The following is a 23,797-nucleotide window of genomic DNA, read 5'->3' on the forward strand; positions in this document are numbered from 1 at the left end:
CGGGCGGGGAACGGGTGCGGGCCGGCGACCGCCTCCGGCCGCCGGCCCGCACCGCGGCAACGGGCCCTAGGGAAGCGCCGGTTCCTGCGCGCGTCCCGGGGGCCGGGCGGTGTCGTCGGGGGCGTCGCGGCCGGGGAACCCGGCGCCCAGCAGCCGCAGCAGCGGGGTCGCCTTGACGGCCGTCTCCTCGAACTCGGCGGCCGGGTCGGAGAGCGCGATGACGGCGCCGCCGACGCCGTAGCGCAGCCGGTTGCCGCTGAGGACCATCGTGCGGATGACGATGGACAGGTCGACCGAGCCGGTCAGCGAGAAGTAGCCGATGGCGCCCGAGTAGACGCCGCGGGGGCCGCCCTCCAGACGGTCGATGATCTGCATGGTGCGGATCTTCGGGGCGCCGGTCATCGACCCGCCGGGGAACGCCGCCCGCACCGCGGCCACCGGGCTGCTGTCGGCGTGCAGCCTGGCCCGCACGGTGCTGACGAGCTGGTGGACGCTCGCGTACGACTCCACCTGGAACACCGGGTCGGCGACGACCGAGCCGACCGCCGCGCACCGGCCCAGGTCGTGCCGGACCAGGTCGACGATCATCAGATTTTCGGCGCGGTCCTTCTCGCACGTGGCGAGGTCGTCGGCGAGCAGCGCGTCGGCCTCCGGGGTGGCGCCGCGCGGCCGGGTGCCCTTGATGGGCTTGGACTCCATGGCGCCGTGCCGGTCGATGCGCAGGAAGCGCTCGGGGGAGCTGCTGAGCACCGCGACCGACTCGAAGTGCAGGAACGCGGCGAACGGTGCCGCGCTCACGCGGCGCAGCGCTCGGTAGGCCTGCCACGGGTCGAGGTCGGTGTCGGTCTCCGCCATGTTGGTGAGGCAGACCTCGTAGGTCTCGCCCGCGGCGATCTCCTGCTGGCAGACGTCGATCAGCTTGAGGTAGGCGTCCCGGTCGTGGCGCAGCTCCACCGGCCCCGTGGTGCACTCCAGGGCCTCGGCGCAGGGGCCGGGCCGCTGTCCCGCGATGCCGTGCAGGGCGTCGGCGGCTTCGGTGAGCCAGGCGCGTGCCGCGTCCTCGTGGCCGTCCTCGGAGAGCGCCAGCAGGTAGCCGGTGTCGCTGTGGTGGTCGACGACCAGGGCTCGGTCGGCGAAGACGAGAGTGGCGTCGGGGTCGGGCGAGCGGTGCGCGGCCTCGCCGTCGCACTCGGCCTTGAGCTCGTAGCCGAGGTAGCCGACCCAGCCGAGGGCGAACTCGAAGGGCAGTGGGGCCACTTCGGTGCGCATTCCGGCGAGGTCCTGCTCCAGCCAGGTCAGGAACGGGCTGTCGACGGTACGGGTGGCGCCGCCTTCGGTGACGGTGACGGTGCCCGCGGTGACGTCGGCCTTGGCGATCCTGGCGAGCGGGCCCGAGGCGTCGCCCAGCACGGAGAGCCGGCCGAGACGGTCGTCGGGGCGGCTGCTGTCGAGCCAGAACGGGTGCTCGCCGCCCCGGAAGAGGGTGTCGAAGGCGACTTCGGGGTCGAAGCGGGCAGGGAGTTGCTCGACGAGGACCCGCAACTCCCGCACCGGTGAGGCCGGTTCGGAGGCGATCGGTCGAGCGGTGGGCGCGGCGGCGCGGCTGCGGGGGCGGCCGTGGCGTTCGGTGAGGCCGCGGAAGTTCTCCAACAGCCGGTGGCCCTCGCGGGTGCCGATCGACTCGGGGTGGAACTGCACGCCCCACAACGGCAGGGTGCGGTGGCGCAGCGCCATCAGCACGCCGTCGGGGGAGAACGCGGTGCCTTCGAGGTCCGGCGGCAGGTCGGTGACGGCCAGGGAGTGGTAGCGGACCACCTCCAGGGGCTGCGGCAGCCCTTCGAAGAGTCCGGTGCCGTCGTGCCGCACCGCGGAGGTCCTGCCGTGCCGGGGTTCCGGTGCGCGGTCCACGCGCGCCCCGTGGGCGAGTGCTATGCCCTGGTGGCCCAGGCAGACGCCGAGCACCGGGAGGCGGCCCTCGCCGGCTATCTCGGCGCAGAGGCCGAAGTCGGCGGGGCGGTGCGGGGTGCCGGGGCCGGGGGAGAGGACGACGTTGTCGAACGAGTCGAGCAGTCCGGGCCGCCAGGCGGGGTCGTCGTTGGCGATGACCTCCGGCTCCCGCCCGTTGACCCGGGACAGGTAGTGGAAGAGGTTGTAGGTGAAGGAGTCGTAGTTGTCCACGAGAAGTGTGCGCATGGTGTCCTTGTCCAGGAGGCGCGTGAGCGGAAAGTGACGTGGGAGGCGACGGACGGGGGTGCCGTCCGGCCGCGGGCGGTTCTCCTGCCGCGCGGCGGCCACGGCCGAGGCGGACGTGCTCGGGCACGGCGCCGGTCGGTGTGCTTCGGTCACGGCTCCAGCGCCTGCCCGGGAGGCGGCCCCGCACCACCCCCGGGCCGGACGCTCAGGAGGCGGGGGCGAGTGCGCGGGCGATCTCGGCCTGGACCGCGGCGAGGTGCTGGACGAGGAAGAAGTGGCCGCCCGCGTAGGTCCGCAGTTGGTACCCGCCCGTGGTGTGGTCCTGCCAGCGCTCGGCCTCCGCGACCGTGGTGAGCGGGTCGGCGTCGCCGGTCAGCACGGTGAGGTCGCACGCCACGCGGCGGTCGGCGGGGCAGGAGTACGTCTCGATGGCGCGGTAGTCGCCGCGCAGCGCGGGCAGCGCCATCCGCAGGATCTCCTCGTCGCCGAGGACACCGGCGGCGGTGCCGTTGAGGCGCTTCATCTCGGCCACGATGCCGTCGTCGTCGCGGAGGTGGACCTCCTCGGCGCGGGTGGTGGACGGGGCACGGCGCCCGGAGGCGAGGACCTCGCGGGGGCCCGCACCCTTCTGCTCCAGCCGCCACGCCGTCTCGAACGCGAGGGCGGCGCCCATGCTGTGCCCGAAGAACACGGTGGGCCGAGTGTCCAGCGCGAGCAGCTGTTCGGTGATCAGGTCGGCGAGCGTGCCGAGGTCCGCCACGCAGGGTTCCTTGCGCCGGTCCTGGCGGCCGGGGTACTGGAGCGAGATCACTTCGGCGGTCGGCGCGAACCGCGCCGAGACCGGGTGGTAGAAGCTGGCGGAACCGCCGGCGTGCGGGAAGCAGACCAGCCGGACCGCGTCGGCGTCGGCCGGGTGGTAGCGCCGCAGCCAGCGGGCCGCGATCTCGTCAACTGCGGTGGTCACGGTGTGTGTCCCTTCAGTGGTACGCGCCGGCGGGGGCCCGCCGGCCGGGGGTCGTGGCGGCGGGTGTCAGTCCTCGTGGACGGTGACCGAGCGGGACGGACACAGGTCTCCCGCGGCGCGGACCGCGTCCCGGTCCTGGACGCCGGGCTCATCCGTCACCAGGACGACGACGCCGTCGTCGTCCTGGTCGAAGACGTCGGGCGCGTTCAGTACGCACTGGCCCGCTCCGACGCACTGGTCCCTGTCGACGGTGACACGCATGATCGTTGGCTCCTCGGGGTCGGGTGGGGGACGTCCGGGTGGGACCGGGACCGTCCGGCCCCACCCGGGTGCCGGTGGTCACCAGCGCACCGGCAGCTCGTGGAGGCCGAACAGAATCCCGTCGTACTTGAACGCCAACTCGTCCATCGGGACGGCCAGTTCCAGGGTCGGAATCCGCTCGAACAGCCTGCGGTAGGCGATCTCCATCTCGACCCGGACCAAGTTCTGCCCCAGGCACTGGTGGACGCCGTAGCCGAACGCGATGTGCCGGCGCTCGGTGCGCTCCGGGTTGAAGGCGTGCGGACAGCCGAAGGCCTCGGTGTCGTGGTTGGCGGCGGCGATCAGCGGCACGATTCCCTCGCCCCTGCGGATCCGCTGCCCGGCGATCTCCACGTCGTCGACGGCGACCCGCAGCGCGACCATGTCGGCCACCGAGTGCAGCCGCAGCAGCTCCTCCACGACCCGGTCGCTGCCGATCCACTCGGGGTTGGACAACAGCGTCACCACCCCGAGGCCGATGTTGTTCGCGGTGGTCTCGTGCCCGGCGATCAGCAGGAGCAGCAGGACGCCGGAGAGTTCCTCGTGGCTGAGCTGGCCGGTCGAGAGCAGCCGGCTGATCAGGTCGTCGCCGCGCCACTTGTCCTTGATGGCGATGAGCCGGTTGATGTAGCGAAGCAACTCGCGGGTGGCGGTGGCGCGCTGCTCGTCGGTGGAGGTGCGGATGGCGACCAGGGTGCGGGTGCGCGACTCGAAGAAGTCGCGGTCGGCGGAGGGCACTCCGAGCAGCGAGGAGATGACCAGGGACGGCACCGGCAGCGCGAAGTCCTCCACCAGGTCCGCGGTGTTGCCGCCGGCCAGCAGGGCGTCGATGCGCTCGTCGACGGTCCGCTCCACGGCGGGCCGCAGGTCGCGGACCCGGCGCACGGTGAACTCGGGGATGAGGACCTTGCGGAACCGGTCGTGCTCGGGGGAGTCGAGTCCCACGAACCAGCCGGGGATCTGGTCCTGCTTGGGAACGCCCATCGTCGCGCCGACGTTGGGGAACCCCTCGTTGTCGGGGTTGGCACTGATCTTGGGGTGGGTGAGCACCGCGCGCACGTCCTCGTGCCGGGTGACCAGCCAGATCGGCATGCCGTTCGGCAGATAGGACCTGACCAGGCCGCTCTGTTCCCGGTGGGAGGCGTACTGGGAAAGCGGCAGCGGTTCCTCGGGCGTGCGCAACGGGAAGTCGACCACCGTGGGGCCGGGGCTGGTCGTCATGTCCGCTCCTTGTTTCTCGTCCCGCGGTCGGCGGGTCTCGTACTGGGGTCGGCGGACCGGGCCCGGTCGGGCCCGGTGGCGGGCGGGTGCGGGGCCCGCCGCGGCGGGCCCAGGGATCAGCTCCCGGTGCAGAACTCCCGGACGGCGCCGGTGATGTACTCCTGGTCGGCTGCGGTCAGTCCGGTGTGCGTGGGCAGGTAGAGGCCGTCCTCGCTGAACCGGTGGGCGTTGAGGGTCGGCCACACCGGGTCGAGGTAGCCGGGCTGGCGGCTCATCGGTTTGAAGAACAGCCGGGTCTCCACACCGCGCGCGTCGAGATGGGCGCGGAGCTCCTCCCGGCGCTCGGCGCGCAGGTCGTACATCCACAGCACGTCGCGGGCCGGCATCAGCGTGATGCCGGGAAGGTCCTTGAGGCCCGCGTCGTAGCGGGCCTCGATCTCCCGGCGGGTGGCGAGGATCTCGTCGAGCCGTTCCACCTGGGCCAGGGCGACGGCGCCCTGCATGGCCGTCATCCGGAAGTTGTAGGCCAGCTTCTTGTGCAGGAAGCTGTGGTCGCGGGTGAAGGCCATCGCCCGCAGATGCGCCATCTGCTGCGCCAGGCGCGGGTCCTCGGTGAGACAGACACCGCCCTCGCCGGCCGTGATGATCTTGTTGGCGAAGAGCGAGAAGCACGCGATGTCGCCCACCGGACGCACCCCGTGCGCCTCCGCCGAATCCTCCACCACCCGCAGGTTGTACTGGTGCGCGAGGTCCATCACCGCGTCCATGTCGCAGCGCCGGCCGTAGACGTGCACCGGCATGATCGCCCGGGTGCGCGGGGTGATCTTCTCCTCGATGCGGGTGACGTCGATGTTCAAATCGTCACCGCAGTCCACGAAGACCGGGGTGGCGCCGGTGTAGGTGACGGCCCACGCGGACGCCACCATCGTGAACTCCGGCACGATCACCTCGTCGCCCGGTCCGATGCCCAGCGCGCGCAGCGCGAGGGTGAGGGCGGAGGTGCCCGAGGAGCAGGCGACGCCGTGGGCGACCCCGTTCCACCGGGCGAAGGCCTCCTCGAACCGCTGGACGTACGGGCCCTGGGAAGAGATCCAGCCGCTGGAGACGGCGTCGGTGACGTACTCCAGTTCGCGGCCGTCCAGACTCGGCCGGGAGACGGGGTGGGTGAAGTCCATGAAGTCCTCGCTGCTGTCGCTGGGCTCACGCGGGATGGGGTCGGGCGGGCGCTGGGTGCTCACGCCGAGGGGAGCAGGCCGAGCACGAGGTCGGCGGCGGTCTTGCGGCCACCGGCCGCCTGCTGGAGGGCGCCGAGCCGCTCGGCCCGCTCGCGGAACGACGGCTCGGCGGTGACGCGGGTCAGCTTGTCGACCACGTCGTCGGGGTCGACGGTGTGCGGCTTGTCCAGGGTCAGACTGATGCCGAAGTCACGGCCTCGGACCGCCTGGTCGAAGCAGTCCACCCACAGCGGACGCACCACCTGGGGCTTACCGAAGTAGACGCCCTCGTGGTAGGCGTTTCCGCCGCCGTGGGAGAAGAACGCGGAGACCTTCGGGTGGGCGAGCACGTCCAGTTGCGAGGGCACCCAGTTCTCCACCCGCAGGTTCGCGGGCAGTGACTCGGCGGCCGGCAGCAGATGCTGCTGCTCGGCGGGGAGCTTCCACAGGAACTGATGGGTGTCCGCCATCCGCCGGGCCACCTCCACCAGGGCCCCGACCTCCTCGCGGGTGAGCCGGGTGATGGTGCCGAACCCCATGTAGACCACCGAGGACTGCCGGTCGAGCCAGCCGGACACCTCGTTGTCGTCCGGTGCCTCCGGCAGCGGCGGCAGCAGGGCCCCCACCAGGTTCACCTTCTCCGGGATCTCGAAGGCGTAGTCCAGCTCCGCGACGGACGAACAGACCACGGCCGCCGCCCTGTCGACACGGGTCATCGCGTTGGGCGGGGCGATGCCGAGCTCCTTGCGGATCGCCGCGTCCTCCCGCAGCACCTTGCCCATGTCCGGGTGGAGGAACATGCCCAGCGTGCGCCACTTGAACAGGGCGTTGTCCAGCTTCTGCCGTGCCGACATCCGCTGCGGCAGCCCGGAGTTCGGGACCGGGAAACTCTTCGGGGTGTACGAGGTGCCGAACGGGTTGTGCGACGTCAGGACGTTGCTGGGGACGAACGGAACGTTCAGCACGTACGGGATGTTTCGGGCCAGTGCCAGGTCGACGGCGAAACCGGCCACGCAGTCGACGACCAGCAGCGCCGGGTCCACCTCGTCCACGACCTTCTCCAACTCCCGGTACTTGCGGGCCTGGAGCGCGGGCTTGTACGACTGCCGGACCACCGCGCGGTGCGCCTTGAACCGGGAGGACTGGGTCACCTCGCGGTACACCTCGTCGTCCCAGGTCACCGCGGACAGCTCGGACACCACTTCGCCCAGCGAGGCGAACGAAACCGGCGACGCGTCGCCGAGCGCCTCCACGTCGCCGCGCCGGTGCTCGTCGGTGGCGAACCACAGGTCGGGGACGCCCCGTCGGGCCAGCTCCCCGGCAAGCACCAGCAACGGGTTGAGCAGCCCGCTCTCGGGAAGGCTGACGAAGAGGATCGGCCGGGCGGCGGAGGTCATTGGAGGGAACGCCCTTTCACGAAGTGACTGCCGTGGGTCGCCGCGGTCCGCCGGTCACCTGGGAACGGGCGCGGAAGTCGTGCGGTGCGCCGGCCGGAGTCGGACACGGGCATTGCCGACCGCACCCTCACTTGATCTCATGTCGGCCACCGGGGAAATCCTTAGACTTCGGCTCCGGCGCCTCCTGCGGGCCCCGGAGTGTGCGTAGATGAGGTTCCGGCAGGGCAAGTGCGTCTGATGGCCGGTGATCACCGCCGGCGGCGGGGCTGCCCGCGCCCCCGGTCACCGGCCGCCGTACCGGGCCGTGTCGAGGCGTGAGGGAGAGCAAGTGAGCGATCGGGCCAGTGCCGTCACCTCCGCACCACCACTGGTCGGACGGGCCCGTCAGATGGAGGCCCTGGCCCGGCACGCCGCCGCCGCGCGCGTGGGTCGGCCCCGGCTGGTGCTCGTGGACGGCCCGGCCGGCGTGGGCAGGACCGCCCTGCTGCGGGCCGCCGCCGACGGCCCCTTCGCCGGAATGACCGTCCTGCACGGCAGCTGCCGCGCCGCCGACGTCGCCACCGGCTACAGCGGGGTCCGCGCACTGTGCGGCCGGCTCGGACTGACCAGCCGCAAGGGCCGCACCTCACCGCTCCTGGACGGCGGCGCCCGGCGCGCGCTGTCCGCCCTCGTCACCGACCCCGGGGACCCCGACCACCCCGGCGCCGCGCCCGACACCTTCTCGCTCCTCCAGGGCCTGTACCGACTCGCCGTCAACCTCATGGCCCAGGGCCCCCTGGTCCTGGTCCTGGACGACGCCCACTGGTGCGACGAACGCTCCCTGCACTGGCTGGACTTCCTGCTGCGCCGGGCCGACGGACTGCCGCTGCTGGTGGTGGCCGCCCACCGTACGGAGGCCGGAGTCGCGGCCCCCGACGCCCTCGCCGACCTGGCTGCCCACCATCTGCCGGAATCGCTGCGCCTGGGCCCGCTGGACGCCTCGGAGGTGGCCGAGCTGACCGCCGGGCACTTTCCCGGGGACCGGCCCGAGCCGGCGTTCGTCGGTCGGCTCGTCTCCGTCACCGGCGGCAGCCCGCTGGCGGTCGTACGGCTGCTGAGCGAACTGCGCTCCGCGGGGCTCGGCCCCGACGAGGAGGGCGCCCGGCGCATCACCGAGGCCGGTGGGAAGGTCGTCGCCGCCTCCGTGCACGGGGTGCTCGCCAACCAGCCCGGCTGGGTTCGCGAGGTGCTGCTCGCACTTGCCGTCCTCGGCGCCGAGGACACCGACCACCTCGCCGCCCTCGCCGGACTCTCCGCCCTGCACGTCGAGGAGGGCGTGGAGATCCTCGGACGGGCGGGGCTGGTCCGGACGGGCCGCCGCGACCCCGTCCACGAGCTGGTGCGCGCCGCTGTGCTCGACTCGCTCGGCGCCGCCGGCGTGGCCCGGCTGCGGCTGCGCGCCGCCCGGCTGCTCAGCGACATCGGGCGTTGCCCCGAGGAAACCGCCGTCCAGCTCCTCGCGGTGCCGGGGCCCGGCGACGCCTGGGCCACCTCCGTACTGAGAGCCGCCGCGACCCGGGCCGAGCAGCGCGGCGCCGCCGAGGCCGCCGCCCGCTACCTGGAACGGGTGCGGGAGGCGGACCCGGACGACCCGGAGGTGCCGGCCCGGCTCGGCAAGGCCCTCGCCGAGACCGATCCGAAGCGCGCAGTCGGTCTGCTGCAGGAGGCGCACGCCCGCACCACCGACGTCCGCGCCCGTGCTGCGACGGCGGTCCGGCTCGCCCTCACCTGTCTCAGCGTCCAGCGGTCCCCGGACGGGGCCCGGGTCCTGACCCGGGCGCTCAACGACCTCGACCGGGAACTGGGAAGCGCCCCCGAGCCGGCCGACCGCGAACTGCGCACCCTCGCGGAGTCCGCCCTGTTGATCGTCGGCGCCGACGAGAAGTCGACCCTCCCCGACGTCCTGCGCCGCACCGCCGGCCTCACCCCGCCGCCCGGCGACACCCCCGCCCAGCGCCAGCAGCTCGCCATGCTCGGTGTGCTCGCGGCAGTGGACGGCCGTCATCCCGCCGCCGAGAGCGTACGCAGGGCGCGCCGTGCGCTGCGCGCGCCCGGCGTCCCGCTGGGCCCGTCGTCGCTGCTGCCCGCCTCGCTCGCCCTCTCGCTCGCGGACGAGAACCGCGCCGCCGACGCCGCGCTGGAGACGGTGCTGCGCGGCAGCCGGGACACCGCCGCGGTGCGGACGTACGGGCTCGCCCTCGCCACCCGCTCGCTGTACCGCCTGGAGAACGGCGCGGTCGCGGACGCGCTGGCGGACGCCCAGAGCTCACTGGAGATACTCGGGGAGGAACGCGGGGACGACAGCGCGGTCAGGCCGTACACCGCGTACGCGGCAGCCCTCGCCGAACGCGGGGAGGCGGCACGGGCCGAGGATTCCCTCACCGCCGTCAGACGGCCCCGGCTGGAGCGCTTCGTCTGGGAGTACCACTGGTACCTGATGGCGCGTGGCCGGGTCCGGGCGGTCGCCGGTGATCCCGAAGGGGCGCTGGCGGCGTACCGCAGCTGCGGCGACTCGCTGGAGGCGGCGGGGCTGCGCAACCCGGTCTTCGCCCCCTGGTGGCTGGAGGCGGCCTGCCTGCTGGCCGGGCTCGGACGGGTCGAGGAGGCCGGCGAAGTCGCCGCCCACGGCGCACCGTTGGCCGAGCAGTGGGGCACTGCGCGCGCACTCGGGTACGCGGCCCTGGCCCGCGGAGCCGCCACGCCGGGCCCGGCCGGAATGGCGCTGCTGCGCGAGGCGGTCGCCCTGCTGGAGGGTTCACCGGCGCGGGCCCAGCACGCGCGGGCGCTGCTGCTGCTCGGGCGGGCGACGCTGGCGGGCGGATCGATGCGGGAGGCGCGCGGTCATCTGCGGGAGGCGGTCGCACTGGCCCGGCGCGGCGGCTGCGTGGCTCTCGCCAGGGAGGCCAGGGAGGACCTGGTCGAGGCGGGCGGCCGGATGCGGGAGATCACCGCGTCACCGCTGGACATGCTGACGGGCACCGAGCGCACGGTGGCCGGTCTGGTCGCCTCCGGAGCCGGCAACCGCGAGGTCGCCGAATCCCTGTTCGTGACCGTTCGTACGGTGGAGCTCCATCTGACCAGTGTCTACCGCAAGTTGGGCGTCGGCCGGCGCCGCGATCTGACGGAGACACTGCGCGCGGGCGGGCCGCCGCCCGTTCTCCCCCGGGTGGGCGTCCGATCCGGAGAACTCCGGAGAACTCCGGAGAACAAGGCGCGTCGGCGAGAAGAAGATCGCGTAGCACGGGGCAACCCCGTTCCCATGCGTAGCTAAGATAATCGAATGTTGCCCCTCGAGTTCCTGCTCCTGGAGCGTGACCGGGAACAGGCTGTGCTCTCGGCCGTGATCGGCGAGCTCCGGTCCGCGCGCCCCGCCGTGGTCACGGTGACCGGAGAGCCAGGGCTCGGCCAGAACGGCTTGCTCCGCTGGGCCGCCGAACAGGCCGGCAACACCGAGCTGAGAGTGCTGACCGCCCGCGCCACCCCCGCCGAGCACCAGCTCCGGTACGGCGTCGTCGCCCAGCTGCTCGCCGGCGAGGACCGCGACATCGCCCCGCGCCTGTTCACCACCCGGGACGGCTCCGGCGGACTGCCCGGCCTCGGCGGGCTCCTCACTGCCGCCCGCGACCGGCCCACCCTGCTCGTGGTGGAGGACGTCCAATGGCTCGACACGGCCTCCCTGCGCTGGCTGGAGGCGCTGGCCCGGCGTCTGCCCCGAGTGCCGATGGCCCTGCTCACCAGCAGCACCGGCGCCGCCATCACCAGGCCGGAGTGGAGCGTGGGCACCTCTCTCACCAGCACCGTCAGCACCGTCGAACTCGCGCTGCCACCCCTGACCACGAGCGGTACCGCCGCCGCCGTCCACGCGGTCTGCGGCACCCCGGGCGACCCCGAGTTCACCGCCGCGGTCGCCGAGGCCACCCGCGGCATCCCTGCCGTCCTCCACGACGTCCTCTCGCGCTTCACCCGGGCCGGGCACCGCCCCGGCGCCGACCACCTGGACCACCTCCGCGCACTCGCCGCCGAAGTGGTCGGCGACCACGCCGCCAAGGCCCTGAGCGAACTGCACGATCCGGCGGCCGTGGACGCCCTGCGCGCCCTCGCCGTCTGCGGCGACCTGCTCGACTTCCCGCTGGTCTGCGGGCTCGCCGGACCGCACGCGGTGCCCGAGGCCAGGCTGCGCGCCACACTCCAGGCCAGCGGCCTGACCACCCTCCGCGACGGCTCCCCGTACGTGCGCAACAGCGTGGTGCGGGCCCGCATACTGGAGGAGATGACGGCCGCCGATCGCGGTGACCTCTACGTCCGCGCCGCCCGGCTCGCCCAGCGGGTCGCCGCCGACGACCAGGGCATCGCCGATCTGCTGCTTCTGGCAGGACCGGTCGGCGACTCCTGGGCCGTCGACACCCTGCGCCGCGGCTTCACCGACGCCCTGCGCGACGGACGCCGGGACCGCGCCGTCGGCTATCTCGCCCGCGCACTGGACGAACCCCTCGACGCCCAAACCCGCCCCCGTATCGAATTCCAGCTCGCCTCGGCCGAGATGGCCACCGTCCCCGCCGCCGCGGAACGACGCCTGCACGGACTGATCCGCGCCCCCGGCACCGGACTGCGCTCCCGCGCCATCGACCTGTGCCTGCTCGGTGGCGACACCCGCTCCCCGCGGCTCGCCCTGGCCGAATCCGGTGAACTCCCCAGGCCGACGGCGGCGCCGGGAGCGCGGCCCGGGCGGGGGAGCGGAACCGCCCTCCCGTATGCCGCCGTCCCGCCGATTCCCCCCAAGTCGCCGGGGACCCATGCCGCGGTCCACTGCCCGAGCCCGGACGACAGCCCGGCACCCGGACCGGGGGCCGAACCCGCGGTGTCCGCCGACCCGCACCCCGGACCCACCGGGCCCGCCGATCCCGAGCCGGCCGAACACCACGAACTCACCGCTCTGCTGCGCATCGCCGACGCGCTGCGCCACGACGCGAACGAACTCGACATCCTTCCGGCGCCCGCCCTGCCCGAGCACTCCCACAGCCCGGCCGTCGCCGGACTGCGCTCCTGGCAGCACGCCTTGGCCGGCGCCCACATCGAAGAGGCCCGCAGGCTCGCCCGCGCCGCCCTCGCCCCGGACCCCGCCGGACGCCCCCCGCTCGTGGTCCCCCGCCTCTTCGCCTGCCGCACCATGCTGCTCACCGACGACGGCGACGAGGCGGAGCCCCACCTCGCCACGATGCTCGCCGAGGCCCACCAGGAACGCTCCGCGATCGCCGTCGCCCACATCCTCGCCGTCCGCGCCGACCTGCACATCCGGCACGGCCGCCCCGACGCCGCCGCTCGGGACCTGGCCGCGGCGGAGGCGGAACTGCCGCCCGCCCGGCGGCACCCGCTCTTCCTCTCGTACTGGACCGCCCTCGGCATCGTCGCGGACATACAGAACGGCCGGCTGGACCGGGCCCGCGAGGCCGCCGCCCGGCCGATGCCCCACCTCGCCCGGGAGTGCGCCACCACCGCCTACATGCTCTTCGCCCAGGGCGTCACAGCGCGCGTGGACGACGACCCCTTCCAAGCTCGGGAGTACTTCCGCGCCGCCGGTCGCTGGCTGCTGCGCTTCGGCTGCGCCAACCCCGCCGAAGTGCCCTGGCGTTCGCTCGCCGCCGAGGCCGCGCACGACCTCGGCTCGGGGGAGGAGGCCCAGCGACTGGCGGACGAGGAGCTGGGTCTCGCCCGGCGCTGGGGCGCCGCCAGCTCCCTGGGCCGGGCCGAACTCGGTCTCGCCATGGTGGCCGACGGAAACCGCGTCGAACACCTGCGCGCCGCCGTCGCCACCCTCAGCGACGCGCCCGCCCGTACCGCCTACACCCGCGCCGTGCTCGAACTGGCCTCCGTGGAACGGGAAGAGGCCGAACGCAGGTCGGTCGTCGCCGTCAGCCCCGGCAGCAGGCCCCGCACCGACGACCTCGCCGCAATGCTGCTCGCGGACGCTGCGAGCCCTGACATGCCGTCCCACCTCGCCAGGGCTCAACGACCCGCGGATCCCGCGCCCTCCGACGTCCGTCGGCGCTCCGGCGCCCGAACTCCCGCCGCGTGGCGGTGCCTCAGCGACGCCGAACACGAGGCCGCGGCGCTCGCCGCCCGTGGCCTCGGCAACCGGGAGATCGCCGCGCTCCTCTCCGTGACCACGCGCACCGTCGAGCTGCGTCTCAGCGGTGTCTACCGCAAGCTCCGCATCCGCGGACGCGAGGAACTGCGGGCACCGTCCCAAGGATCGGAGGGCAGCTTACCCAATGCTGCTGGAGCGCAACATAGAGACAGCACTGGTCGACGCAGCGCTCGGCGCCGCGACCGACGGGCGGTCCTCCCTGATCCTGCTGACCGGACCACTGGGCAGCGGCCGTACGGCCCTGCTTCAGCGGCTGTCCGGACTCGCTGAGGGCCACGACGACATACGGGTGCTGCGCGCCAACGCGGCCCCGATGGAACAGGACTTCGCCTTCGGCGTCGTACGGCAGCTCTTCGAGACGCTGCTGAGCGATACCGACGAGGAGTACCGCGACCGCTGGATGGACGCCCACGCCTCCTTCGCCGGTCACATCCTCGCCGACGACACGGCCCCGCCCGGCGCCGACCAGGCCATCGCCGCCACCGAGGCGGTGCTGCACGGGCTGTTCTCCCTGATCGTCAACGTGAACACCGAGCACCGACTCATGATCCTCGTCGACGACCTCCAGTGGTCCGACGTGCCCTCCCTGCGCTGGCTGACCTATCTGGCCAAGCGGTTGCACGGACTGCGGGCCGTCATCGTCTGCGCCCTGCGCGACGGTGAGCCGCGCACCCACCACACCCTCATCCGCGAGGTGCGCGAGGCCGCCACCCAGACCCTGCGGCCCGCATCCCTCAGCCTGGAGGCCGCCCACACTCTCGTTCACGAACGCTTCGGCGAGTCCGGCGACGAGGAGTTCGTCCGCGCCTGCCACGAAGTCTCCGCGGGCAACCCCCTGTTCCTGAAGGCGGCCCTCATCGGCACCGAGGTCCTCGGACGCCGCCCCCTGGCCGAACACGCCGACGTGGTACGCGGGTTGGCCACGTCCCAGCTGCGCGAACGCATCGCCAGCATCCTGCGCACCCAGCCCGCACCCGTACGCGACCTCGCCGCCGCCATCGCCGTCCTCGGCGAACAGGCCGACCCCCTGGCGCTGGCCCGGCTCGCAGGACTCGACTCCCTCGGCTACACCGGCGCCCTGCGCGCCCTCGGCGCCCTCGGGATGCTCGCCGCCGACGAACCCCGCTTCGTCCACCGCGCCGTGCGCGACGCCGCCGAGTCCACCCTCACCATGACCCAGCGGGAACAGATGCGCGACGAGGCCGCGAACCTCCTGTACACCGCGGGTGCCCCCGCCGAACAGGTCGCCGCCCAGCTCATGGCCGTCGTCACCCGCCACCAGCCGTGGGCCGTCGACGTGCTGCGGGCCGCGGCCGACACCGCCCTGCGCCGCGGCGCCCCCGACGCCGCCGCCCGTTACCTCCAGCGTGCCCTCCTCGACAGCCCGGCCGACGGCGTCGACCGGGCCCGCCTCCTCGTCGAACTCGCCACTGCGGAGAGGGGCTTCGACTCCCTCGCCTGCGAACGGCACATAGCCCAGGCGATGACGCTGCTGCCCGAAGCACGGGACCGCGCCGTCGCCGCGCTGCGCATCTCGCCGACCCCGCTCGGCCCCGCCCTGCCGACCGTCGTCGAGCTGCTGCGCCAGGCGGACGAAGGGCTGGGCCCCGCCCACCTGCTCACCGGCGCCGACCGCGATCTCGCCCTGCGGCTGGAGGCCAGGCTGCGCCACTGCGGCCACGAGGACCCCGCCATGCTGACCGCCGCGGCCGAGCGACTGAAGGAGCTCGGCCCCGAACCGTCCCTGGACACGGCCGCGGAGCGGGAGCTGACCATCGCGCTGCTCGGCGCCGTCACCCTCGGCTGCCGGATGCGCGCGGACAAGGTGGTACGGCTCGCCGGGCGCATCCTCGACCGCGAACCCGCCACCTCCGCCCGCGTCCACTCCACCCTGCCCCTGGTGATCATCACGATGATCGCCGCCGACTCGGTGGAGGCCGTCGACTCCTGGCTCGCCGTCGAACACCGGGCCCAGGCGCGGGGCACCACCCCCGCCAACGCACTGGTCCACATCGAACAGGCCCTGGTCCACCTGGGTCGCGGACGACTCGCTCAGGCCAGGGAACAGTCCGAAACGGCCCTCGGCATGACCGAGACCACCCACGACACCCTCGGCACCGTCGCGACGATGACGCACGCCATCGTTGCCCTGGAGTCCCGCGACCCGGACCTCGCGGAGCGCGTCCTGCGCCGCGCGAGCCGCATCAGCCCCCAGGGACTCACGCTCACCGGCATACTCCGCCTGCTGGAGGCCACCGGCGAGATAGCCGCCGGCGACCACACCGGTGCGCTGGACTCACTGCGCTCCTGCGGGCGCCAACTGGAGGCCGCCGGCTGGCACAATCCGGTTCTCTTCCCCTGGCGCTCCTGGGCCGTCGGCGTCCACCACCGTCTGGGGGACACCCGTAGCGCCCGAGCCCTCGCCGAGGAGGAACTCGCGCGCGCCGAGCAGTGGGGCGCGCCCCTCGGTGTCGGCCGGGCCATGCGGCTGCTCGGCCGGCTGGAGGACGGCGGCAGGGGAGTCGCCCTGCTCCGCGAGGCGGTGACGGTGCTGCGCGGCTCCGCCAACCAACTGGAGCTTGCCCGCGCGCTGTTGTCGCTCTCCGAACGTCTGGGCAGCGGTCCGGAGTCGGAGGCGCTGGCCCGGGAGGCCGCCACCCTGGCGAGCGCCTGCGGTGCGCCCGTCCTCGCGGAGCGCGCCGTGAACGGTACGGGGGACCGGTCCGCACCCGCCGCCTTCCCGCACCATCTGCTCACCCCGACCGAGCGCCGGGTGACCGGTCTGGCCTGCCGGGGGCTGACCAACCAGGAGATCGCCGCGGAACTGCAGGTCAGCTCCCGGGCGGTCGAGAAACACCTCACCCATGTCTACCGGAAAGTGGGTATCCCGGGCCGCCGGGAACTTATCGGGCTGGTGGCCGGCTCGGAAACCGGCGACGTCCTCAAGTAATACAGGACGACGGCATCCAGATTTTATCCCGAGTAATTGAGGGGTGCCGCGGCGACGTGTTTCCGCCTGTGTTTCCGCCCGCGTTTCCGTATGCGTTCGAAGTGTGACCGGGAATCTCCGCAACGGGAATGGCTGAGCCGTCCCCCGCGTACGGGCCCGTGTGTCCCACCATGGTGAGTGCAGGTATTTCCCGCTCGTTGCGATGGGGTGACGCCTTCTCGGGCGGGTGTTGTTCGTGGTGGGGTCACCGTGGCTGTGTCCGTGGCCGTGTCCGTGGCTGTGGTCGCGGCTGCGGGAAGCGGTTCCGGTCGGTGCACCGAACCCCCTGCCGACCCCCTTCGGTAGGGGCTTCGGCGGGAAAGGGGCCGTACACCGAACCCCTCGCCGCCGTACCCCTTCGGTACGGGACCGTACCTACCGAAGGGGAAACCACAGGATTGGCCAAACGGGTGATGGTGACGTTGACCGGCGCTTAGTCACGTTCGTAATATCCGCAACATCTGCACCACTGCAAACGTTTTTTCAGCAAGGCCCCTGCAGGTTCCTGTCCCGCAGTCGGGACTCCTGCCCCAGTCACCGGTATGTGCTAATTGGAGAAGGGTTCCGAGTTCCTTGACCCCCACCCCCCACGCCACACTCATTGATCGTGCGCAAACCGACGGAGCGAGTTCCTCGTCCGTCACAGCTGCCACCGACGGATTCGACAGGCACGACGCCTACGTGGCCTGTCTCGATCCTTCCCTCACCATCCAGCAGGTCAACCAGGAATTCGACCGGCGTTTCGGTCGGCCCACCGCCGACCTCTGCGGGACGCGCTTCTGCGACCTGGTCCACCCCAGCGTCCAGCAGCCCCTGCTGCAGCAGTTCGCCCGCATGCTGGAAGGCAAGCGCCACCGGTTCGCCACCGAGGTCATCGCGGTGGGCAGCGAGGCCAACGCCTCCATGCTGCCGTTGAACGCCATGGCGGTCCGCGGCAGCCACACCCCCGACGTCGCAGCCATCCTCGTGGTGATGTCCGCCGCCGGAGAGAAGACCGAAGAGGTCGCCGCGGTCGCGCCCCGCAAGCGGATCCTCAGCGAGATCGACGCCCGAATACTGGAGGGCATAGCCGCCGGGGTCTCCACCATCCCTCTCGCCTCCCGCCTCTACCTCAGCCGGCAGGGCGTCGAGTACCACGTCACCGGACTGCTCCGTGCGCTGAAGGTCCCCAATCGCGCGGCACTCGTCTCCCGCGCCTACTCGATGGGCGTCCTCAAGGTGGGCACCTGGCCGCCGAAGGTCGTGGAGGACTTCATCAAGTGACCGGCTGCGCGTACCCCGCAGCCCCGGACACTCCGACGGCCGTCCGGCGTTGCCCCGACCACCGGCGGCCCGCACTGGACCGGTCGACTGCCCTCGTCCCCTGACGGGGCTCTTCCTTCCGACGGGGCTCGTCCCTCCGACGGCCTGATCGAGATCGACCCCGCCGTTCCCGGTGACCTGATCGCCCCGGCCCCGCCCAACTGCGGCCGTGCCACCACTCTTTCGACCGAGGACGGCGGGGTGCGCGGTCTCGCCCTCCGTTCGGAGCGGCTGATCCGCGACCCCCGCCTCCTCCACGACCGCGTCTGGGCGAGTGGAACGAGCGGAACGAACGGAACGGAGTACGTGCCGAAGCTCGGAGGGCCAGGCGCCGGTCGCATCCCGGTCGTGTCCCGGTCGCATCCCGGTCGTGTCGAAGTCGCGGCAACTGCCCGCTCCCTTCGGCTGTCTCGGCCGGGCCGTCCCGACGCTCCCGACGAGAACGGCGTTCCTGCGGGAGCGGCCGAGGCCGGGCGGGTGCCACGGTGAGTGGTGATCGGGCCGTTGAACTGCCCTGGAGCGGACCTGGGTTGACGGCCCGGACAGTTTGCCTCGGGGCCCTCTCGTGCCCATGTCGGCCGAGCGGGACGGGAGTTCGTCGGGCGTCGGGGCGAAGCATGGTGCGCCGGGGGGAGTAAGTCGCCGGTGGGCCGCGCGAGTTCGGCCCCAGTGCGGGCGCGCGCCGAGCCCTGCCCGGTCCCCGCTGCCCCCGCCGCCCGGTCCTGCCGGGCGAGGGTCGGGACGCCTCGATGACGGCGGGCGTCGTTACAGGAGGGCGCCGCCGGAGACTTCGATGCGTTGGCCGGTGACCCATCGCAGGTCCTCGGAGGCGAGTGCGGCGATGGCGTCACCGATCTCGTGCGGTTCGCCGACGCGGCCGAGCGCGGTCTGCGCGCCCAGGCCCTCGCGCATCTGCGCGTCGTCCCGCATGGCGCCGCCGTTGAAGTCGGTGGCGGTCGGGCCCGGCGCGACGGCGTTGACGCGGATCCCGCGTGCGCCCAGCTCCACCGCCCACGTCCGGCTGAGCGCCTCGACCGCCGCCTTGGAGGCGGAGTAGACGGAGGTGCCGGCGCTGGTGTGGCGGCTGAGCGAGGAGGAGATGTTGATGATCCGACCGCCGTCGGCCAGCACGGGCGCCAGCGCCTGGACGAGGAAGAAAGCCCCGCGCACGTTGGTGTCCATCATCACGTCGTAGTCGTCGACCGTGACCGCTTCCAAGGGGCCGAACAGACCGATTCCGGCGTTGTTGACGAGAACGTCCAGCCGGCTCGCCTCCCAGCGCTCCAGCTGCGCGGTCAGTTGGGAGACGAAGGCGGGGAAGGAGGCCACATCGCGGATGTCCAGCCGCAGTGCGGCAGCTGAGGCGCCCGTTCTCCGTATGTCTTCGACCGTCTCCTCGGCCCCCTGCGAGTCGCCGCGGTGGGTGGCGATGACGCGCAGTCCGTGCCGGGCCAGCGCTTGAGCCGTGGCCCGACCGAGCCCGCGATTGCCGCCGGTCACCAGTGCGATCCTGCCTGATTCCATGGTGCTTCTCCCTCGAGGAACGGAACGACGGCGGCCGGAGTGCTCCCCGGAAACCGGTGGCGAGACGAGCGACTCGCCTCACTTCACAGAAACATCTCCCCGAAGGCGAGTCAAGTGACTCGTCTCGCACTGGGGCTTACTGTGGGCCGATGAACGCAGGACTCTCCGCCCACCACCAACGGCTCGCCCAGCGCAAGCGCGAGGCGATCACCGCAGCGGCCACGAAGCTGTTCCTGGAGCGGGGCTACGACGGCACGTCGTTGGCGAAGATCGCGCAGGAAGCCGTCGTCTCGAAGTCCACGCTGTTCAAGCAGTTCCCCACCAAGGCGGCGCTCTTCGAGGCCATCGTCATCGAGTACTGGAAGGGCGGGCCGGGCCCGGTTGCGCCCGTACCGCAGTCCGGTGACGAGCTGGGCGCCGGCCTGAGCGCGATCGGCCGCCAGTACGCCGAGCTGATCGGCCGGCCCGCGATGGCGGCCCTCTTCCGCATCGTCATCGCCGAACTGCCGCGGTTCCCGGAGCTGGGACGGGCACAGTTCGAGCTGGGCAAGCTGCCCTACTTCATCTCCGTTCAGCACTATCTGGAGGCCCAGCACGCCGCGGGCACCGCAGTGGTTCCCGACGCGACGAGCGCCACCAACCAGTTCCTCGGCCTGATCGCCAACTACGTCCTGTGGCCGCGGATGCTGCTCCCCGACTGGGATCCCACGCCCGCCGACGTCGACCGCGCCGTCGACGAGGCCGTGACGACGATGCTCGCCCGTTACGCCCGCAGCGCCGACACGCCGTAGCGCTCTCCCGCCGCGGCCACGGTGATCGCTTCCCAGGCGGTGATCACGGGCACCTTCACCGTGGTCCACCACAGGCCGGCCGCCTCCGACTGCTGCCGCCGGCCCACGCCACGGTGCGCGGTCCGCGGACCTACCTCCCGGTCGTCAACTGGCTTCTGCTGCCCGGGGTGGTCGTCCTGGTGGTCGGCTTCGGCAGCTCCGCCGCGCTGGCCTCCGCGTACGGGCTGGCGGTGACCATCACGATCACCGTCACCTCGCTGCTGCTCACCGCGCGGTTGGCGCTGTCGCGCCGCTGGGGTGCGCTGGCCGTCGCCGTGGCGGTGCTGGCCGTCGTCCTCGCGGTGCTCGCCGCCAATGTGCCGAGGTGCGCACCGGCGGCTGGTTGCCGATGGTCGTGACCCTGGCACTGGCGTCGGTGATGTACGCCTGGTGGACCGGGCAGGCCCGCGTCCGCCGGGCGACCCGGCGGCTCGAACCGCCCCTCGCAGAGATCGTCGAACAGGTGCGGGCCCGCGGCGCGGGGCTCGCCCGTCCCCGGGGCACCGCCGTCTTCGTCGGCCAGGACCACGAACGCGCGCCGCTCGCCGTACGGGTGCACCTGGGGAACGAGCACAGCCTGCACGAGCGGGTCGTGGTCCTGTGCTGCCGGACGCTGGACCGTCCTGCGGCCGGCACCGACAGCACGCCCGCGGTCGACGCGGCCGGCGCCGATGTCGGTGTGTGGGTCGTACGGGTCGACATCGGCTACGACGACGTCTTCCGTCCCCGTGCGGTGCTCACGGCGGCGTCGGCTGTCGAGCCGAGCCTGCCCGGCCACGCGGACGCGAGTTGCGTACTGTCGGAGTCACGGGTGGCCCCCCGGCCGCGTGGCCGGGCAGGCTCGCGGGTCCGGTGGCGGATCTACCGGCTGCTCGACCGGTTCACCTCCCACCCGGCGGACCTGCTGGACGTGCCCGACGCGACGACGACGATCGTGGGCCGACGCATCCACGTCTGAGAGGCGGGAACGACGAGCGGGCGGGGCGGGTCGACCCGCCCCGCCCGCTCGTCGTTCCCGCCTCTCAGACGTGGATGCGTCGGCCCACGATCGTCGTCGTCGCGTCGGGCACGTCCAGCAGGTCCGCCGGGTGGGAGGTGAACCGGTCGAGCAGCCGGTAGATCCGCCACCGGACCCGCGAGCCTGCCCGGCCACGCGGCCGGGGGGCCACCCGTGACTCCGACAGTACGCAACTCGCGTCCGCGTGGCCGGGCAGGCTCGGCTCGACAGCCGACGCCGCCGGATCGGTTTCGGGCGCTGCCCGGTATGCTCGCAGTCGGCGAGGCGGTGCCCGGGCTGCGATATGGCTCGGCGACGCATGGTGTAGCCCGTCGTGCTACTGTTCGCCCGGTTGCAGTTGTGGTTCCCAGAACTTCGAGCTCCTGGCGGATTTTCCGCCGGTGAGTCTCTCTGAATTAGCCGGTCGTTTCCGGTTGGGGTAATCATCGCGGCGACACGGAATTCGTACAGTGCGGTTCCGATGTACTGCCCCAGAGGAGATTTGACATGGCCACCGGTACCGTGAAGTGGTTCAACGCGGAAAAGGGTTTCGGATTCATCGAGCAGGATGGTGGCGGCCCCGACGTGTTCGCCCACTACTCGAACATCGCCGCCCAGGGTTTCCGTGAGCTGCACGAGGGCCAGAAGGTGTCCTTCGACATCGGCCAGGGCCAGAAGGGCCCGACCGCCGAGAACATCGTCGTTTCCTGACGCTGACTCAACTTGCAGCTGGGGCCCGGCATCCCTGGGATGCCGGGTTCCGGCTGCTTGCGTTTTCCCGCAGACTTCTGAAAGGCCCGCGGCGCGGCGAATTGACGCGGAGGAATCCGTGGAATCGCCGGACGGTCGCTGGCGTGTTGCATCTTCGGCCCATGCTTGTGATTTTCAGCGCCTCTTCGCGCTGTGGAAATTCCTCGGTGTGTGCCGCTTCGAGGAAGGTTCCTTCATGAACCGCAGACGTACCAACGACGGACGAGCCCACACCCGTGGCCGCGGTGACGGCAGCGAGGCAGGCCGGAACGGCGGAAGCCGTGGCGGCCCGCCGGCACAGCGCCGCTCCGGCGGCGGGGCACGATCCGGCGCCGGAGCCCGCTCCGGCGGTGGTGCTCGCTCCGGCGGCGCCGGCCGTCGACCGGCCCCGGTCAGCGGCGAGTTCGCGCTCCCCAGAACGACCGTCCCCGGGCTCCCCGCAGTCGAGGGCTTCGACGAACTCGACCTGCCCGAGCCGCTGTTCGCCGAGCTCGCCAAGCAGGGCGTGACCGTACCGTTCCCGATCCAGGGCGCCACGCTGCCCAACTCGCTGGCGGGCCGGGACGTTCTGGGCCGCGGGCGCACCGGCTCCGGCAAGACCCTGGCGTTCGGCCTCGCACTGCTGGCCCGTACCGCCGGAAAGCGGGCGGAGCCCCGTCGACCGCTGGCACTGGTCCTCGTGCCCACGCGCGAGCTGGCCCAGCAGGTGACGGACGCGCTCACCCCGTACGCCCGTACCGTCCGGCTCCGGCTGGCGACGGTCGTCGGCGGAATGTCGATCGGCAGGCAGGCCGGTGTGCTGCGCGGTGGCGCGGAGGTGGTCGTCGCCACCCCCGGGCGACTCAAGGACCTCATCGAGCGCGGCGACTGCCGTCTCGACGCAGTGGACATCACGGTGCTGGACGAGGCCGACCAGATGGCGGACATGGGCTTCATGCCGCAGGTCACCGCGCTGCTCGACCAGGTGCGCCCGGAGGGTCAGCGGATGCTGTTCTCCGCCACCCTGGACCGCAACGTCGACCGGCTGGTGCGCCGTTATCTAGCCGACCCGGTCGTGCACTCCGTCGACCCCTCGGCCGGTGCGGTGACGACGATGGAGCACCACATCCTCCACGTCCGCGTTGCCGACAAGCACGCAGCCACCGTCGAGATCGCGGCCCGTGACGGCCGCGTGATCATGTTCCTGGACACCAAGCACGCCGTCGACCGGCTGGCGCGGGACCTGCTCAAGAGCGGGGTCCGGGCCGCCGCGCTGCACGGCGGCAAGTCACAGCCGCAGCGCAACCGGACCCTCGAGCAGTTCAAGACGGGCCATGTCAGCGTGCTGGTGGCGACCAACGTCGCTGCGCGCGGCATCCACGTCGACAACCTCGACCTCGTCGTCAACGTCGATCCGCCGACCGACCACAAGGACTACCTCCACCGAGGCGGCCGGACCGCGCGGGCGGGGGAGTCCGGCCGGGTCGTCACCCTCGTCGTGCCGAACCAGCGCCGAGCCATGGACCGCCTCATGTCGGACGCCGGCATCCGGCCGCGCACCACGCAGGTCCAGTCGGGCGACGAGGCGCTCAGCCAGATCACGGGGGCGCAGGCGCCCTCCGGCGTCCCGGTCGTGGTGACCGCGCCGGTCGTCGAACGGCCCAAGCGCAGCGCCGCTCCCCGCAACCGTCGCCGCGGTGCGGCACCGGCTGCGGCCCGCCGCTCCGGCACGAGGGCCCCCGCTCGGCGCGGGGGTTCGTCGGGACGTTCGTGAACAGGGGCCGCCCCGCCCGCGCGGCAACCGGCGCACAGCACGTACCGCTGCGCCGACGAACGCCGTGCGCAGGGCGGCGCCTCTCGGAACCCGTTGATCCTCGGGCCGGCCGGGCCCACGGGCCCGGCCGCGACTGCACCACATCGAACCTGTTGACCCGCCCATCCGTTCGTTCCTGC

17 protein-coding genes are annotated in these 23,797 nt (G+C 72.6%); 9 read left to right on the top strand and 8 right to left on the bottom strand.

Annotation, left to right across the window (positions count from 1 at the left end):
• Positions 1-66: 66 nt before the first annotated feature.
• From pabB to JGS22_RS22770, 6 genes are all read right to left on the bottom strand, one after another.
• Complete coding sequence (pabB, locus tag JGS22_RS22745; protein WP_211041574.1) at positions 67-2,193, bottom strand: aminodeoxychorismate synthase component I; 2,127 nt, start codon at positions 2,191-2,193, stop codon at positions 67-69.
• Positions 2,194-2,398: 205 nt separating this feature from the next.
• Positions 2,399-3,157, bottom strand: a complete 759-nt coding sequence (locus JGS22_RS22750) for a thioesterase II family protein (protein ID WP_211041573.1) — start codon at positions 3,155-3,157, stop codon at positions 2,399-2,401.
• A 66-nt stretch (positions 3,158-3,223) separates the two neighbouring features.
• Complete coding sequence (locus tag JGS22_RS22755) at positions 3,224-3,418, bottom strand: ferredoxin (RefSeq protein WP_216815120.1); 195 nt, start codon at positions 3,416-3,418, stop codon at positions 3,224-3,226.
• A gap of 78 nt (positions 3,419-3,496) precedes the next feature.
• Positions 3,497-4,678, bottom strand: a complete 1,182-nt coding sequence (locus tag JGS22_RS22760) for a cytochrome P450 (protein WP_216815121.1) — start codon at positions 4,676-4,678, stop codon at positions 3,497-3,499.
• Positions 4,679-4,794: 116 nt separating this feature from the next.
• The gene (locus tag JGS22_RS22765) at positions 4,795-5,853 is read right to left on the bottom strand and encodes a DegT/DnrJ/EryC1/StrS family aminotransferase (RefSeq protein ID WP_211042579.1); all 1,059 of its coding nucleotides are present in this window, start codon (positions 5,851-5,853) and stop codon (positions 4,795-4,797) included.
• A gap of 59 nt (positions 5,854-5,912) precedes the next feature.
• Positions 5,913-7,289, bottom strand: a complete 1,377-nt coding sequence (locus tag JGS22_RS22770) for a glycosyltransferase (protein WP_211042577.1) — start codon at positions 7,287-7,289, stop codon at positions 5,913-5,915.
• 328 nt (positions 7,290-7,617) lie between these two features.
• Here JGS22_RS22770 and JGS22_RS22775 point away from each other — a divergent pair, with 328 nt between their 5' ends.
• From JGS22_RS22775 to JGS22_RS22790, 4 genes are all read left to right on the top strand, one after another.
• On the top strand, positions 7,618-10,599 hold the full coding sequence (locus JGS22_RS22775) for an ATP-binding protein (protein ID WP_211042576.1): 2,982 nt from the start codon (positions 7,618-7,620) through the stop codon (positions 10,597-10,599).
• Positions 10,600-10,608: 9 nt separating this feature from the next.
• A complete protein-coding gene (locus JGS22_RS22780; protein WP_236074310.1) occupies positions 10,609-13,743 on the top strand; it encodes an AAA family ATPase in 3,135 nt (1,044 codons plus the stop codon).
• The gene (locus tag JGS22_RS22785; RefSeq protein WP_236074352.1) at positions 13,628-16,423 is read left to right on the top strand and encodes an ATP-binding protein; all 2,796 of its coding nucleotides are present in this window, start codon (positions 13,628-13,630) and stop codon (positions 16,421-16,423) included. Before JGS22_RS22780 ends, JGS22_RS22785 begins: the two co-directional genes overlap by 116 nt.
• Positions 16,424-17,035: 612 nt before the next feature.
• Entirely contained in the window at positions 17,036-17,725 is a 690-nt protein-coding gene (locus JGS22_RS22790; RefSeq protein ID WP_211042925.1) for a PAS domain-containing protein, read from the top strand.
• Between the two features lie 804 nt (positions 17,726-18,529).
• Here JGS22_RS22790 and JGS22_RS22795 read toward each other — a convergent pair.
• Entirely contained in the window at positions 18,530-19,288 is a 759-nt protein-coding gene (locus JGS22_RS22795) for an SDR family NAD(P)-dependent oxidoreductase (protein WP_211042923.1), read from the bottom strand.
• A gap of 149 nt (positions 19,289-19,437) precedes the next feature.
• Here JGS22_RS22795 and JGS22_RS22800 point away from each other — a divergent pair, with 149 nt between their 5' ends.
• The 3 genes from JGS22_RS22800 to JGS22_RS22810 all read left to right on the top strand — a co-directional run bounded on the left by JGS22_RS22800 (position 19,438) and on the right by JGS22_RS22810 (position 21,076).
• Positions 19,438-20,079, top strand: a complete 642-nt coding sequence (locus tag JGS22_RS22800; protein ID WP_211042921.1) for a TetR/AcrR family transcriptional regulator — start codon at positions 19,438-19,440, stop codon at positions 20,077-20,079.
• A 113-nt stretch (positions 20,080-20,192) separates the two neighbouring features.
• Positions 20,193-20,477, top strand: a complete 285-nt coding sequence (locus JGS22_RS26880; RefSeq protein ID WP_211042919.1) for a KUP/HAK/KT family potassium transporter — start codon at positions 20,193-20,195, stop codon at positions 20,475-20,477.
• The gene (locus tag JGS22_RS22810) at positions 20,444-21,076 is read left to right on the top strand and encodes a KUP/HAK/KT family potassium transporter (protein ID WP_211042917.1); all 633 of its coding nucleotides are present in this window, start codon (positions 20,444-20,446) and stop codon (positions 21,074-21,076) included. Before JGS22_RS26880 ends, JGS22_RS22810 begins: the two co-directional genes overlap by 34 nt.
• A 64-nt stretch (positions 21,077-21,140) precedes the next feature.
• Here JGS22_RS22810 and JGS22_RS22815 read toward each other — a convergent pair whose 3' ends face one another.
• Positions 21,141-21,287: a hypothetical protein gene (locus JGS22_RS22815; protein WP_216815122.1), complete on the bottom strand. Its 147-nt coding sequence runs from the start codon at positions 21,285-21,287 to the stop codon at positions 21,141-21,143.
• Between the two features lie 335 nt (positions 21,288-21,622).
• Here JGS22_RS22815 and JGS22_RS22820 point away from each other — a divergent pair, with 335 nt between their 5' ends.
• Both JGS22_RS22820 and JGS22_RS22825 read left to right on the top strand, forming a co-directional pair.
• The gene (locus JGS22_RS22820) at positions 21,623-21,826 is read left to right on the top strand and encodes a cold-shock protein (RefSeq protein WP_211042906.1); all 204 of its coding nucleotides are present in this window, start codon (positions 21,623-21,625) and stop codon (positions 21,824-21,826) included.
• Between the two features lie 235 nt (positions 21,827-22,061).
• Positions 22,062-23,618, top strand: coding sequence for a DEAD/DEAH box helicase (locus tag JGS22_RS22825; protein ID WP_211042904.1), 1,557 nt, complete (start codon positions 22,062-22,064; stop codon positions 23,616-23,618).
• Positions 23,619-23,797 lie beyond the last annotated feature (179 nt).

The organism is Streptomyces tardus, assembly GCF_018101125.2.
In the GTDB taxonomy this organism is placed as follows: Bacteria; Actinomycetota; Actinomycetes; order Streptomycetales; family Streptomycetaceae; genus Streptomyces; species Streptomyces tardus.

Coding starts and splice junctions, on each gene's coding strand:
- pabB (WP_211041574.1), bottom strand. CDS start 2,193: ATGCGCACACTTCTCGTGGACAACTACGACTCCTTCACCTACAACCTC.
- JGS22_RS22755 (WP_216815120.1), bottom strand. CDS start 3,418: ATGCGTGTCACCGTCGACAGGGACCAGTGCGTCGGAGCGGGCCAGTGC.
- JGS22_RS22760 (WP_216815121.1), bottom strand. CDS start 4,678: ATGACGACCAGCCCCGGCCCCACGGTGGTCGACTTCCCGTTGCGCACG.
- JGS22_RS22765 (WP_211042579.1), bottom strand. CDS start 5,853: ATGGACTTCACCCACCCCGTCTCCCGGCCGAGTCTGGACGGCCGCGAA.
- JGS22_RS22770 (WP_211042577.1), bottom strand. CDS start 7,289: ATGACCTCCGCCGCCCGGCCGATCCTCTTCGTCAGCCTTCCCGAGAGC.
- JGS22_RS22780 (WP_236074310.1), top strand. CDS start 10,609: ATGTTGCCCCTCGAGTTCCTGCTCCTGGAGCGTGACCGGGAACAGGCT.
- JGS22_RS22795 (WP_211042923.1), bottom strand. CDS start 19,288: ATGGAATCAGGCAGGATCGCACTGGTGACCGGCGGCAATCGCGGGCTC.
- JGS22_RS22800 (WP_211042921.1), top strand. CDS start 19,438: ATGAACGCAGGACTCTCCGCCCACCACCAACGGCTCGCCCAGCGCAAG.
- JGS22_RS22820 (WP_211042906.1), top strand. CDS start 21,623: ATGGCCACCGGTACCGTGAAGTGGTTCAACGCGGAAAAGGGTTTCGGA.
- JGS22_RS22825 (WP_211042904.1), top strand. CDS start 22,062: ATGAACCGCAGACGTACCAACGACGGACGAGCCCACACCCGTGGCCGC.